The sequence below is a fragment of the Nocardioides massiliensis genome, assembly GCF_030811215.1.
GTDB lineage: Bacteria > Actinomycetota > Actinomycetes > Propionibacteriales > Nocardioidaceae > Nocardioides_A > Nocardioides_A massiliensis.
The window spans coordinates 1,365,553-1,378,926 of record NZ_JAUSQM010000001.1; the positions used below are offsets into that span (position 1 = coordinate 1,365,553).

Sequence of the window (13,374 nt, forward strand, 5' to 3'; positions counted from 1 at the left end):
TGCCACAGTGGGGCCATGTCGTTCCCTGACTTGATGGCGGGTCCCCCGCCCACGCACCTGCCCGAGGACCCCGCCGCCGCCGAGCTCGCGGCCGGCACGCCGACCACCGACGTCGTACGCCGTCATCCCGAGTCGCCCATCGCCTGGGCCACGCTCGCCCAGGAGGCGCGCGACGCCGGCGCGGACGACGTGACGGTCTACGCCTACGCCCGGGTGGGCTACCACCGCAGCCTGGACATGCTGCGGCGCAACGGCTGGAAGGGTCACGGCCCCGTGCCGTGGGAGCACGAGCCCAACCGCGGGTTCCTGCAGGCGCTGGCCCTGCTGACCCAGGCCGCCGGAGCGATCGGCGAGACGGGCGAGGAGCAGCGCTGCCGCGACTTCCTGCGCGACTCGAGCCCCGCGGCGTACGACGCGCTGCTCGCCTGACCGCAGGCGCTCCGCGCGCAGTCGCCCTGCACAGCAACGGGGCACCGGAACCGTCCCCCGACGCGTTTCCGGTGCCCCTGCTGCTGTTTCGAGTCGGGCCGCCTCGGCACGTCCCCCGTACGAACTTCCGTCCGTGCCGACTGGCCCACGTCCCCCGTGGCCACCCCCGTCGGCATCCCCCGTCCGGATCCCCCGAAGTAGTTCCCCTCGAGGCGGTCCCGATCTCGATGAGGGCGACGTTAGTGGCCCGTTCGGGCTACGTCTTGGCAGCTTCGTGCCAACGGCACTAGGTTGTCACTCATGCCGGATGCCCGCACCCTCGCGCGCCGCGCCCGGACGACCCCGGCGCCCACCGCCCACCCCCTGGCGGTGCTGGGGTTCGACGCGGCGACCGAGCAGCTCTACCGCCAGGTGCTGCGCTACTCCGGCATGCGCGTCGCCGAGATGGCCTCGCTCGTCGAGCGCACCCCCGAGGGCCTCGAGCACGACCTGACGCCGCTGCTCGCCGTGGGCCTGGTCCGGATCGTGCGCAACCGCATCACCGCCGCGATGCCGCAGGTGGTGCTCAACCGGCTCATCTCCGAGGAGGCGCGGCGCCTCGCCACGGTCGGCGAGCAGCTGGAGCAGCTGCGCGCGATGGTGCCGCAGCTGCAGGCCGAGCACTTCGACAGCGTGGGGACCTCCACCCGGCCGGTGGTCGGCGAGGTGGTGCCGGCCGCGGACCTGCCCGGCCTGCACCGCGCCCTGATCGAGCACGGCTCCGGCACCCTGCGCTGGCTGCGCCCGATGCCGGCGTACGACGAGGGGCAGGCGGGGGCGGCAACGGGGGACGAGGTCGACGCGACGGTCGATGCGGCGGTCCTGGACGCGCTGAAGGCCGGCAGGCGCTCGCAGGCGCTCTATCCGGCCCGGGCGCTGCAGGTGGCGGCCGAGGAGCTGCGGGCACGCGCCGGGCACGGCGAGGAGATCCGGGTGGCCGCCGAGGTCCCGATCCGGCTCGAGGTCCTCGGCAGCAGCGGCGTGGTGCTCGACGCGGAGACCGAGGACGGCGATCCGGCCCGGCTCGTCGTACGCCACGACCAGGTCGTCGCGATCGCCGAGCTCGCGTTCGCCGGCCTGTGGGAGCGCGCACTGCCCATCCCCGGGCTCGAGGCGCACCGTGACCGCCGCGCCCGTGAGCGCACCCTGCTGCTGGAGCAGCTCGCCGCCGGCGCCAAGGACGAGCAGATCGCGCGGGTCCTCGGCTGGGGGCTGCGCACCGTCCGCCGCCGCGTCGCCGAGCTCATGGAGGAGCTGGGCGTCGAGACCCGGTTCCAGGCCGGCATGGAGGCCGTACGCCGCGGCTGGCTCTGAGTCCCACAGGTCACAAGTTTCACCGCCCGACTAACGAAACCGGGCGTTCGGGGCGTCAGGAACGTTCGACGAGCGGGCGTGTCGTGGCTCGGGCGGTGAAACTGCCGCGGCCCTACGGAAGCAGCATCTGGAAGGCCGCGGGCTCGACGGTCCAGGTGCGGTTGCGCTCGGGACCGTCGATCTCCCCGTCGGCGGAGCACCAGAACTCCCCGCCGGTGACCTGGACGGTGCGGCCGCGCAGGTAGGCGACGTCGTCGCGCTCGTGGTGCTCGCCGCGGGCGAGACGCGCGGCGTACCCGATCCGCGCCAACGGCCCGATCGCGAAGGAGACGAGGATGTCGGCCTGGCCGTCGTGGGGCGTGGCGTCCGGGGTGAGCTCGGTGCCACCGCCGACGTAGTCGCTGTTGCCGATCGCGACCTGCAGGACCGGCCGGTCGACGTCGGCGACCACCTTGCCATCGACCTCGACCCGGAGCCGGACGAACGGCGGTCGCACCGCCGCCTGGGCCGCGCCGACGAGGTAGCCGAGACGCCCGAGCTTCACGACGTTGAGCCGCGACTTCCACCGGTCGGCCTTGCGGCTGGCCTGCGCCCCGACGCCGATGTGGACGCTGTTGACCACGACCTCGCCGCGGCAGTCGACCAGGATGTCCACGAGCCGCGGGCGACCGGTGAGCACGACCCGCGCGGCCTCCTCGGGCTCGAGCGGGATGTCCTGGCCGCGGGCGTAGTCGTTGCCGGTCCCGAATGGGATGAGCCCGAGCGTGCGGCCTTCCAGCTCGCGGCGCCGGTGCAGCGCGGCGACGATCGCGTGCAGGCTGCCGTCACCGCCGGCCACGACGATCCGGCGGGACCCGGCGCGGTGCAGCACCCCGTCGAGCTCCCCGGGGTTGCTGGTCGAGGCGACCTCGACGTCGCCACCGGACCGGAGCACGGTCAGCGCCCGCTCGAGGTTCTCGGAGTCGGCGGTGCCGGCGTCGGCGTTGGCGATGAGCAGCAGGGGTTCCACAGCGTGAGCGTACGGGGCGGAGCTTCTTGGTAGCGTGGCGTCGCAAGAGCCCCGGCTGTTGTCCGGGGCTTCGTCTTTGCGAGGAGACCTGACATGCCCGCGATCGTCGTGCTCGGCGCCCAGTGGGGCGACGAAGGCAAGGGCAAGGCCACCGACCTGCTCGCCACCACCGATCCCATCGACTTCGTGGTGCGCACGAGCGGCGGTCACAACGCCGGTCACACCATCGTGGTCAACGGCGAGAAGTACGCCACCCACCTGCTGCCCAGCGGCATCCTCACCCCCGGCGCGACGTCCGTGATCGCCAACGGCGTGGTCGTGTCGCCGGAGGCGCTCTTCCGCGAGCTCGACGGCCTGCTCGAGCGCGGCGTCGAGGTCGCCGACCTCAAGGTCAGCGCCAACGCGCACGTGATCGCGCCGTACCACACCGTCATCGACAAGGTCACCGAGCGCTTCCTCGGCAAGAACCAGATCGGCACCACCGGCCGCGGCATCGGCCCGACGTACGCCGACAAGATCAACCGCACCGGCATCCGCATCGCCGACCTCTTCGACGAGGGCATCCTGACCGAGAAGGTCGAGGCGGCGCTCGACGTCAAGAACCAGCTCCTCGCCAAGGTCTACAACCGGCGCGCGATGGAGGTCGACGAGGTCGTCGAGGAGCTCTTGTCGTACGCCGAGCGGCTGCGGCCGATGGTGTGTGACACCAGCCTGCTGCTCAACCAGGCGCTCGACGCCGGCAAGACGGTGCTCTTCGAGGGCGCCCAGGCCACGATGCTCGACGTCGACCACGGCACCTACCCGTTCGTGACGTCCTCGAGCCCGATCGCCGGCGGTGTCTGCACTGGTGCGGGCGTCGGGCCCACGCGCATCGACCGGATCATCGGCGTCATCAAGGCCTACACCACCCGGGTCGGGTCCGGTCCGTTCCCGACCGAGCTCTTCGACGCCGACGGCGAGGCCCTGCAGCGCATCGGTGGCGAGATCGGGGTCTCGACCGGTCGCACGCGGCGCTGCGGGTGGTACGACGCGGTCATCGCGCGCTACTCCGCGCGGGTCAACGGGCTGACGGAGTTCTTCCTCACCAAGCTCGACGTGCTCGACAGCTGGGAGAAGATCCCGGTCTGCGTGGCCTACGAGGTCGACGGCCAGCGCCATGACGAGATGCCGATGACGCAGACCGAGTTCCACCACGCGAAGCCGGTCTACGAGTACCTCGACGGCTGGCAGGAGGACATCACCGGCTGCCGGAGGTTCTCCGACCTCCCCGCCAACGCCCAGGCCTACGTACGCCGGCTCGAGGAGCTGTCGGGGGCGCCGTTCTGGGCGGTCGGGGTGGGCCCGGGCCGCGAGCAGACCGTCGTCGTCCACGACGGCTGACAGCCAGTAGGCTCCCCGCACGTGAAGACCCTCGTCATCGGCAGCGGCGGCCGCGAGCACGCCCTCGTGCTCGCGCTCTCCCGGGACTCGGGGTTGAGCGAGGTGCACGCCGCGCCCGGCAACCCCGGGATGGTGGGGATCGCGACGCTGCACGACGTGGTCGCGACCGACCCGACGGCGGTCGCCGACCTGGCTGATCGGCTCGGTGTCGACCTGGTCGTGGTCGGACCCGAGGCGCCCCTGGTCGCCGGTGTCGCCGACGCCGTCACCGCGCGCGGCATCGCCTGTTTCGGCCCCTCCGCGGAGGCCGCCCGCCTCGAGGGTTCGAAGGCTTTCGCCAAGGAGGTCATGGCGGCCGCCGACGTGCCGACCGCCGCCGCCCGGGTCTGCCTGAGCGCGGAGGAGGTCGCCGCGGCGCTCGACGAGTTCGGGGCGCCGTACGTCGTCAAGGACGACGGGCTCGCCGCCGGCAAGGGCGTCGTGGTGACCGACGACCGCGACGCCGCCGTGGCCCATGCCGCGACCTGCGAGCGGCTGGTGATCGAGGAGTACCTCGACGGCCCCGAGGTCTCGCTGTTCGCCATCACCGACGGCTCCACGGTCTATCCGCTGCAGCCCGCCCAGGACTTCAAGCGGATCTTCGACAACGACGAAGGCCCCAACACCGGTGGGATGGGCGCCTACACGCCGCTGCCGTGGTCGGCCGAGAGCCTGGTCGCCGAGGTCCTCGACCGGGTCCTGCAGCCGGCCGTCGACGAGCTCTCCCGCCGCGGCACCCCGTTCCGCGGGCTGCTGTACGCCGGGCTCGCGCTCACCAAGCGCGGGCTCAAGGTGGTCGAGTTCAACGCCCGCTTCGGCGACCCGGAGACCCAGCCGCTGCTCGCGCTGCTCGACTCCCCGCTCGGCGAGCTGCTGCACGCGGCGGCCACCGGCCGGCTGCACGAGGTGCCGGCGCCCGTCTGGAAGGACGGCGCGGCCGTCACCGTCGTGATGGCCTCTGCCCACTACCCCGACACCCCGCGCACCGGTGACGAGATCACCGGCATCGCCGACGCCGAGGCGCTCGAGGGCGTCCACGTCATCCACTCCGGCACCCGCCTCGAGGGCGACCGGCTGGTCACGGCCGGGGGACGCGTCCTGGCCGTCACCGCCGTCGGCGACGACGTCGCCGGCGCCCGGGCTGCGGCGTACGCCGGGGTCGAGCGCATCCGCTTCGACGGCGCCCAGTACCGCACCGACATCGCCGCCGGCATCTGAGCGGCGCGAGAGGACTCCGTGTGAGCATCCCCAACGTCCTGGCCAACCGGTACGCCGGCGCCGACCTGGCCGCGCTGTGGTCGCCCGAGCACAAGGTCGTCCTCGAGCGGCAGCTGTGGATCGCGGTGCTGCGCGCGCAGCGCGACCTGGGCATCGAGGTGCCCGAGGGGGTGGTCGAGGCCTACGAGGCGGTCGTCGACCAGGTCGACCTCGCCTCGATCGCCGAGCGGGAGCGGGTCACCCGTCACGACGTGAAGGCGCGCATCGAGGAGTTCTGCGCGCTCGCCGGCCACGAGCACATCCACAAGGGGATGACCTCGCGTGACCTGACCGAGAACGTCGAGCAGCTGCAGATCCGCCAGTCGCTGGCGCTGCTGCGCGACCGTGCGGTCGCCACGCTCGCCCGGCTCGCCCGCCTGGCCGCCGAGCACGAGGCCACCGTCATGACCGGTCGCTCCCACAACGTCGCCGCGCAGGCCACAACGCTGGGCAAGCGGTTCGCCTCGATCGCCGACGAGATGCTCGTGGCCGTCACGCGCATCGAGGAGCTGCTCGCGCGCTACCCGCTGCGCGGCATCAAGGGCCCGGTCGGCACCGCCCAGGACATGCTCGACCTGCTCGACGGCGACGCCGACCGGCTCGGTGAGCTCGAGCAGCGGATCGCGACCCACCTGGGCTTCGACGCGGTGCTGACCAGCGTCGGTCAGGTCTACCCGCGCTCGCTGGACTTCGAGGTCGTGTCCGCGCTGGTGCAGCTCGTCGCCGGCCCGTCCAACCTCGCAACCACGATCCGGCTGATGGCCGGCATCGAGCTGGTGACCGAGGGGTTCAAGGAGGGCCAGGTCGGCTCGTCGGCGATGCCGCACAAGATGAACACGCGCTCCTGCGAGCGGGTCAACGGGCTGGCCGTCATCCTGCGCGGCCACCTGTCGATGGTCGGCGAGCTCGCGGGCGACCAGTGGAACGAGGGCGACGTCTCCTGCTCCGTCGTACGCCGCGTGGCTCTGCCCGACGCGTTCTTCGCCGCCGACGGCCTCTTCCAGACCTTCCTCACGGTCCTCGACGAGTTCGGCGCGTTCCCGGCGGTCATCCAGCGCGAGCTCGACCGCTACCTGCCGTTCCTCGCCACCACCAAGGTGCTGATGGCCGCCGTACGCCGTGGGGTGGGCCGTGAGGTCGGCCACGAGGCGATCAAGGAGCACGCGGTCGCGGTGGCGCTGGAGATGCGCCAGGGCCGCGCCGACAACGACCTGCTCACCCGGCTCGCCGGGGACCCGCGCCTGGGCCTCGACGAGGCCGAGATCCGGGCGCTGGTCGCGGAGCCGCTGGGCTTCACGGGCGCCGCGGTCGCCCAGGTCGAGCAGGTCTGCGCGCAGGTCGAGCGACTGCTCGAGCGGCACCCGGAGGCTGCGGCGTACTCCCCGGGCGACATCCTCTGAGCACCCCGGGCGGCGGCGGTACGACCTGCCCGCCGTCGCGAATTCGGCTACGGTGAGGCCGGCGTCGAAGAGTGCGGCGCACCGAGGCCACGTCGGAGAGGAGTGCTGTGTCCGCCGCCACTGGGCTGCCTGGCGACAGGGCCGCCCACACTCCCGCGTACGGCGCCGTCGACCTCACGACGTGTGACACCGAACCGATCCACATCCCGGGCGCGGTCCAGCCGCACGGCCTGCTGCTCGCCGTCGACGACGACCTGTGCGTCGTCGTGGTGTCGGCCAACTCCGGCCGGCTGATCGGCCAGGAGCCCGACGAGGTCGTGGGCCGGCAGCTGGCCGACGTCATCGGCCCCCTCGCCTCGCGCTCGGTGCAGCTGCTCGCGGAGTCCGAGGACTTCTACGAGCCCGTGCGGCTCGCCCTGACGTGCCCCGGCGGGGAGTTCGCCGCCGGTGAGGTCGACGTGATCCTGCACCGCGTCGGCGACCGCATCATCGTCGAGATCGAGCCGCGCGCCGGCGTCGCGCCGCTGCGTCCGGTGTCCTACCGTTCCGCGCGCGGCGCGGTGCTGCGACTGACCGAGGCGTCCACCGTCGACGGCTTGATCAAGCGGCTCGCGGCGGAGATCCGCGCGGTCAACGGCTTCGACCGGGTGATGGTCTACCGCTTCGACAAGGACTGGAACGGCGAGGTCGTTGCGGAGGAGAAGCGCGAGGACCTCAACTCCTTCCTCGGGCTGCACTACCCGGCCTCCGACATCCCGGCCCAGGCTCGACGGCTCTACACGACGAACTGGACCCGGCTGATCGTCGACATCGGCTACGAGCCCGTGCCGCTGCACCCGGTCCTCGACCCCGGCACCGGGGCGCCGCTGGACCAGTCCCACGGGGTGCTGCGCAGCGTGTCGCCGATCCACATCGAGTACCTCCAGAACATGGGCGTCACCGCCTCGATGTCGGTCTCCCTGATCGTCGGCGGCCAGCTATGGGGTCTGGTGGCGTGCCACCACTACTCCGGTCCCCACCGCCCGTCGCTCGACGCCCGCTCGGCGGCGGAGTTCCTCGGCCAGAGCGCCTCCGCGCTGCTCACCGACCGGTTGCGCGCCGACGCCGAGCAGGCCGGCAACCGCGCCAACGCCGTCGTCTCCGCGATCATCGCCGACATCGCCGACGACCCGCAGGAGGTCACCGAGGCCCTGTTGCACCACCCCAAGCTGCTCGACCTCTTCGACGCCGGTGGAGCCGCCGCGATGGTCGACGGGAGGCTGCGGACCGTCGGCCACGTCCCGGACGCCGACGTGCTCGCACGCATCGCCGACCTGCTCTACGACCCTGAGGAGCCGGTGACGGCCAGCGACGCCGTCGCCCGGCTCGACCCCTCCCTGGCCGCCGCCTCGCCGGTGATGTGCGGCGCGCTGCGCATCGGCCACGACGTCGACCGGTGGCTGCTGCTCGTGCGCCCCGAGATCCTGCGCGTCGTCGACTGGGGCGGCGACCCGCGCAACAAAGCGCTGGCGCTGGCCGAGGGGCCCGACGTACGCCTCAGCCCGCGCAAGTCCTTCGAGAAGTGGCAGCAGGAGGTCCGCGGCAGCGCCCAGCCATGGGAGGAGTGGCACCTCGAAGCAGCGCGTGCGCTCGACACGGGGGCGGGGGCCGCGGAGGTACGCCGCAGCCAGGGCCAGGTCCGCATCGCCGAGTCGCTGCAGCGCTCCGTGGTGCCCGAGATCGCCTCGGCCCACGACGGCATCGACATCGCGGGCTACTACCGGCCGGCCGCGGGGGGTCAGCTCGGCGGCGACTGGTGGGACACCATGGCCCTCGACGACGGCCGGGTCGCCGTGATCATCGGCGACGTCTCCGGCCACGGGGTGCGCGCGGCGACGGCGATGACCCAGGTGCGGATGGCGCTGCGCGCCTACCTCATCGAGGGCCGCCCCGTCGCGGAGTGCCTCGACAGCCTCGACGCCGTGGTCACCCGGTTGCTCGACGGCCACACCGCCACCGTGCTCGTCGCCGTGGTCGACATCCGCACCCGGCGCGTCGAGCTGGCCAGCGCCGGCCATCTGCCGCCGCTGCTGGTCGGCCCCCTCGGCGGCCGGTCGCTGGAGCTCAACGGTCGCCCGTTGCTCGGTGTCGGCGTACCCGCCGGCCGCTCCGAGGTCGTCGAGCTGTCGTCGGAGGACGTGCTCGTGCTCTACACCGACGGCATCGTCGAGGAGCGGCGTACGCCGATCGACGAGTCCATCGACCAGGCGATCCGGCGCGCCGGCGCCGGCCCCGGCCCCGACCAGTCGCTCGAGGCCTGGCTCGACCGGTTCCTCGCCGGCGGCGGCGTCGACCTCACCGACGACCGCACCGCTGTCGCCGTCCGCATCCCCTGACGGCCCCTCCGGCCGCTGCCCCTGCGTCCTGGACGAGGATCGCAGGCATCACGTGACTGGGATCCTCGTCTGGGATGCAGTCACGCGCTCTGCCGTACGGCGCACTCCGGCCCGCACGCGGTCGCGCGGCCGGTCCAGCCCGCCCGACGGAGCAGCACGCCGAGCCGAGCGGCTGTCCAGCACGCCTTGTCGAACACCTGGCCGTAGGTGAGCCGGACGGTGCTGAGCCCGTCGACGGCCGCGTCGAGGTCTCGGTCGTGCGCCGCCTCCCACGCCGCGGCGTCGTCGTGATGGGTGCGGCCGTCGAGCTCGATCACCAGGGAGCCCGCCAGCAGGTCGCGGAAGATCCGCTGTCCGCTCGCCGCCGCGCGCACCTGCCGATCACCGCGCGGCAGTCCGTGTGGGCGTTCGACGTTCACGAGGTAACCGTGCTCGAGGACCGAGTGCGTGCCGAGCGCCAGATCACCGAGGAGGCGCTCGAGCCAGCGCCGGTCGGGCATCCGCGGACGTGCCTTGAGTGCATGCTGGAGCCGGACCGCCGTGGTTCGCCGCGCCTGGATCCCGCCGGTGAGCTCATCGATCACCGCCTGTCGCGAGCGCCGGTCCGCCACCACGTCGAGGACTGCCTCCTCGTAGCGCACCCGGGGTGGGCTGCGGTTCCAGCGCACGATCGCGTCCAGTCGCGTCGAGCGATGGACGCAGACTCCGGGTCGGTCACTGACGTTGCGCTCCGCGGCGACCACGACGTGGATCAGCTCCTCGGCGCTGTCGCGACGCCCGGGGCCGTCATCGGCGCGAAGCGCGGAGCGACCGGCGAGGGCCGCGGGCCAGACCAGCAGGACCCCGCCCCAAGCGCGCTGCAACCAGGACGGCTCACCCGTGTGGGCGACGAACACCCCGGGATGCAGCGGAGTCAGGTCGCGCCGGCGCACGGCACGGCGTACGTCGTTGTCGTCCCACCCGAGCTCGCGCAGTTGTCGACGTGCGACGACCTGCGCCTGGTCACCGAGCAAGGCCTTGACCGCATCGTCCATCGGCTCAGGATCGCGGCTCTCCCGGGATCCCGCTGAACGCCTGTGGACAACCCGGGTGCGCCCCAGCCGAGGATTCCAGTCACCCCATGACTGCGATCCTCGACTGGGAGCCCATGAGCCGGGGCAGGGCGCCGCACTAGGCTGGCGCGGTGAGCATTCCCGCGGCCCCCGCGCTGCCTGGCGCCGAGCACGTCCACTCCGGCAAGGTGCGCGACCTCTACCGCCTGACCGAGGGGCCGCACGCCGGCAGCTTCCTCATGGTGGCCAGCGACCGGATCTCGGCGTTCGACTTCATCCTCGACACGACGATCCCCGACAAGGGCGCGATCCTGACCCGGATGTCGCTGTGGTGGTTCGACCAGCTGGCCGACCTCGTGCCACACCACGTCCTGTCCACCGACGTGCCGGACGCGGTGCGCGGACGGGCGGTGGTGTGCCGACCGTTGGAGATGTTCCCGGTCGAGTGCGTGGCCCGCGGCTACCTCACCGGCTCGGGGCTGAGCGACTACCGCGCGAGCGGCGAGGTGTGCGGCGTACCCCTGCCGGCGGGGCTCGAGGACGGGTCGCGGCTGCCCGAGCCGATCTTCACGCCGGCGACGAAGGCGGCGTTCGGCGACCACGACGAGAACGTGTCGTTCGCGGCGGTCGTCGACACCATCGGGGCAGAGGACGCCGAGCGGCTGCGGGAGCTGACCTTGGCCGTCTACGCCCGCGCGGAGTCGATCGCCCGCGACCGCGGCATCATCCTGGCGGACACGAAGCTGGAGTTCGGGCTGGTGCCCGGCACCCGCGACGTCGTCCTCGGCGACGAGGTCCTCACACCGGACTCGTCGCGCTTCTGGCCGGCCGACGACTGGCAGCCGGGCCGGACCCAGCCGTCGTACGACAAGCAGATCGTGCGCAACTGGCTCTTGTCGCCCGAGTCGGGCTGGGACCGCTCCTCCGACGCCCCGCCTCCGCCGCTGCCGCCCGAGGTCGTGGAGCGCACCCGGAGCAGGTACGTCGAGGCCTACGAGCGCCTGACCGGCGAGACGTTCTGATGCCGTCCGGGTCGCTGGTCATCGGGGCACCGCTGGTCGAGGTGTTCGACTTCCTCAGCACGCCCGCCTGTCGGCCCGAGTGGCAGTCGAGCCTGCGTCGGGTCGAGGATGTCGCGCCCGCCGAGCCCGGGGTCGGGCAGAGCTGGATCGACGTCACCGCCGCCGGCGTACGCCCCCGCATGGAGACCACCGAGCACGTCCCGCCCACCCGCTGGGCCGAGCGTGGCACGTGGGGACCGTTCGCCGCGTGGTTGCGGCTCGACCTCGCGCCCACCGACGGTGGCACCGAGGTCCGGTGGGAGCTCGACCTGACCGCCACCGGCCCGGCCGGCGTTCTCGCCCGGGTCCTGAAGCAGGCTGCCCCGCTCGCCGTCGCCTCCGACCTGCGCCGGGCCGCGCGGCTGCTGGAGACTCGGCAGACGCGCTAGGTTCTAGTCACACCTACTGCCCAGTCACCCCACCCGCTCGGAGGAACCGTGGCCAACCTCGCCGCCCTGCTGGAGAACAGCGCAGAGAAGTACGCCGACCGCGACGCCGTCGTCTTCGGCGACACCCGGTTGAGCTACGCGCTGCTGAACATGCTCGCCAACCAGCTCGCGGGTTATCTCACCTCGGCGGGCATCAAGCCCGGCGACAAGGTCGCGCTGTCGTGCCCCAACGTGCCGTACTTCTCCATCGTCTACTTCGGCATCCTCAAGGCAGGCGCCGTGGTGGTCCCGCTCAACGTCCTGCTCAAGGGCCGCGAGATCGCCTACCACCTCGACGACTCCGACGCGAAGGCCTACTTCTGCTTCGAGGGCACCCCCGACCTGCCCATGGGCACCGAGGGTCACAAGGGGTTCACCCAGACCGAGACCTGCGAGACCTTCGTGGTCATCACCGCCGACCCGGCCGGCGCCTCGCCGATCGACGGCGTGCAGACGCTCTTCGGTGTCATGGGCGGGCAGGCCGGTGAGTACGACACCGTGCAGACCGACGACGACGACACCGCCGTCATCCTCTACACCTCCGGCACCACCGGCCAGCCCAAGGGCGCCGAGCTGCGGCACCGCAACATGCGCGACAACGCGCTGCTCGGCGAGGCGCTCTTCGGTGCCGACGCCGACAACCCCGACACCTACCTGTGCGTGCTGCCGTTGTTCCACTCCTTCGGCCAGACCGTCATCCAGAACGGCGCCTTCGCGTACGGCGGCACCGTGGTGATGCTGCCGCGCTTCGAGCCGCAGCCGGCGCTGGACCTGATGCTGAAGGAGAAGGTCACCTTCTTCGCCGGTGTCCCGACGATGTACTGGGGTCTGCTCGGCGCGCTCGAGGAGGGCGTCGACGTCGCCTCCATCAAGGAGAACCTGCGCGTGGCCGCAGCCGGTGGCGCGGCGCTGCCCGGCGAGGTGCACCGCGAGTTCGAGCACCGCTTCGGCATCACCATCCTCGAGGGCTACGGCCTGTCCGAGACCAGCCCCGTCGCGTCGTTCTCCCCGCTCGGCAAGGAGGTGCGGGTCGGCACGATCGGCACGGCAGTGCCGGGCGTCGAGATGAAGCTGATCGACGCGGAGTGGAACGATGTCGACACCAGCGACCCGTCCGCCATCGGCGAGATCGCGATCAAGGGTCACAACATCATGAAGGGCTACTACGGCCGCCCGGAGGCGACCGAGGAGGTCCTCAAGGACGGCTGGTTCCGCACCGGTGACCTCGCGACGGTCGACGCCGACGGCTACTTCACGATCGTCGACCGCGCCAAGGACATGATCATCCGCGGCGGCTTCAACGTGTATCCGCGCGAGCTCGAGGAGGTGCTGATGACCCACCCCGACGTCTCGTTGGTCGCGGTCATCGGCGTCCCCCACGACTCGCACGGCGAGGAGATCAAGGCGGTCGTCGTGCCCCGCCCGGGAGCCACGGTCGACCCCGACGAGCTCGTCGCCTGGGGCAAGGAGCAGTTCGCGGCCTACAAGTACCCCCGCATCGTCGAGGTCGTCTCCGAGCTGCCCATGACCAGCACCGGCAAGATCCTCAAGCGCGAGCTCAGCTAGGCACGCCCTAGACTGGTCGGGTCTG

At 72.2% G+C, this 13,374-nt stretch carries 11 protein-coding genes; 9 read left to right on the plus strand and 2 right to left on the minus strand.

The window, feature by feature from the left end:
- Positions 1-15: 15 nt before the first annotated feature.
- Together J2S59_RS06855 and J2S59_RS06860 are read left to right on the plus strand one after the other, a co-directional pair.
- The gene (locus J2S59_RS06855) at positions 16-429 is read left to right on the plus strand and encodes a DUF3151 domain-containing protein (protein ID WP_068124646.1); all 414 of its coding nucleotides are present in this window, start codon (positions 16-18) and stop codon (positions 427-429) included.
- Between the two features lie 300 nt (positions 430-729).
- The gene (locus J2S59_RS06860) at positions 730-1,782 is read left to right on the plus strand and encodes a helix-turn-helix transcriptional regulator (protein ID WP_068124645.1); all 1,053 of its coding nucleotides are present in this window, start codon (positions 730-732) and stop codon (positions 1,780-1,782) included.
- A gap of 112 nt (positions 1,783-1,894) precedes the next feature.
- Here the strand turns inward: J2S59_RS06860 and J2S59_RS06865 are convergent, their stop codons facing one another.
- Positions 1,895-2,791: a diacylglycerol/lipid kinase family protein gene (locus J2S59_RS06865; protein ID WP_306824952.1), complete on the minus strand. Its 897-nt coding sequence runs from the start codon at positions 2,789-2,791 to the stop codon at positions 1,895-1,897.
- A 93-nt stretch (positions 2,792-2,884) separates the two neighbouring features.
- Between J2S59_RS06865 and J2S59_RS06870 the strand changes: the two genes are divergently transcribed.
- The 4 genes from J2S59_RS06870 (at position 2,885) to J2S59_RS06885 (ending at position 9,242) form a co-directional block, all read left to right on the plus strand.
- Positions 2,885-4,171: an adenylosuccinate synthase gene (locus J2S59_RS06870; protein WP_068121976.1), complete on the plus strand. Its 1,287-nt coding sequence runs from the start codon at positions 2,885-2,887 to the stop codon at positions 4,169-4,171.
- Positions 4,172-4,192: 21 nt separating this feature from the next.
- Complete coding sequence (purD, locus tag J2S59_RS06875) at positions 4,193-5,428, plus strand: phosphoribosylamine--glycine ligase (RefSeq protein ID WP_306824953.1); 1,236 nt, start codon at positions 4,193-4,195, stop codon at positions 5,426-5,428.
- Between the two features lie 20 nt (positions 5,429-5,448).
- Positions 5,449-6,867, plus strand: a complete 1,419-nt coding sequence (purB, locus tag J2S59_RS06880) for an adenylosuccinate lyase (RefSeq protein WP_068120584.1) — start codon at positions 5,449-5,451, stop codon at positions 6,865-6,867.
- A 107-nt stretch (positions 6,868-6,974) separates the two neighbouring features.
- The gene (locus tag J2S59_RS06885; protein ID WP_068120586.1) at positions 6,975-9,242 is read left to right on the plus strand and encodes a SpoIIE family protein phosphatase; all 2,268 of its coding nucleotides are present in this window, start codon (positions 6,975-6,977) and stop codon (positions 9,240-9,242) included.
- Positions 9,243-9,322: 80 nt separating this feature from the next.
- Here the strand turns inward: J2S59_RS06885 and J2S59_RS06890 are convergent, their stop codons facing one another.
- Complete coding sequence (locus J2S59_RS06890; protein ID WP_068120588.1) at positions 9,323-10,276, minus strand: hypothetical protein; 954 nt, start codon at positions 10,274-10,276, stop codon at positions 9,323-9,325.
- Positions 10,277-10,425: 149 nt separating this feature from the next.
- On the opposite strand from J2S59_RS06890, the gene J2S59_RS06895 reads away from it, so the two are divergent.
- From J2S59_RS06895 to J2S59_RS06905, 3 genes are read left to right on the plus strand one after another with little or no spacing between them, the layout of a single operon-like run.
- Positions 10,426-11,316 (plus strand): phosphoribosylaminoimidazolesuccinocarboxamide synthase, encoded by an 891-nt coding sequence (locus J2S59_RS06895; RefSeq protein ID WP_306824954.1) that lies wholly within the window; start codon positions 10,426-10,428, stop codon positions 11,314-11,316.
- Positions 11,316-11,744, plus strand: coding sequence for an SRPBCC family protein (locus J2S59_RS06900; RefSeq protein ID WP_068124858.1), 429 nt, complete (start codon positions 11,316-11,318; stop codon positions 11,742-11,744). The genes J2S59_RS06895 and J2S59_RS06900 overlap by 1 nt, the downstream gene beginning before the upstream one ends.
- Positions 11,745-11,792: 48 nt before the next feature.
- The gene (locus tag J2S59_RS06905; protein WP_068124857.1) at positions 11,793-13,349 is read left to right on the plus strand and encodes a long-chain-fatty-acid--CoA ligase; all 1,557 of its coding nucleotides are present in this window, start codon (positions 11,793-11,795) and stop codon (positions 13,347-13,349) included.
- Positions 13,350-13,374: the final 25 nt, after the last annotated feature.

Excerpts from the sequence above, each read along its gene's own strand:
- J2S59_RS06860 (WP_068124645.1), top strand. The coding sequence starts at position 730 with ATGCCGGATGCCCGCACCCTCGCGCGCCGCGCCCGGACGACCCCGGCG.
- J2S59_RS06855 (WP_068124646.1), top strand. The coding sequence starts at position 16 with ATGTCGTTCCCTGACTTGATGGCGGGTCCCCCGCCCACGCACCTGCCC.
- J2S59_RS06870 (WP_068121976.1), top strand. The coding sequence starts at position 2,885 with ATGCCCGCGATCGTCGTGCTCGGCGCCCAGTGGGGCGACGAAGGCAAG.
- J2S59_RS06900 (WP_068124858.1), top strand. The coding sequence starts at position 11,316 with ATGCCGTCCGGGTCGCTGGTCATCGGGGCACCGCTGGTCGAGGTGTTC.
- J2S59_RS06890 (WP_068120588.1), bottom strand. The coding sequence starts at position 10,276 with ATGGACGATGCGGTCAAGGCCTTGCTCGGTGACCAGGCGCAGGTCGTC.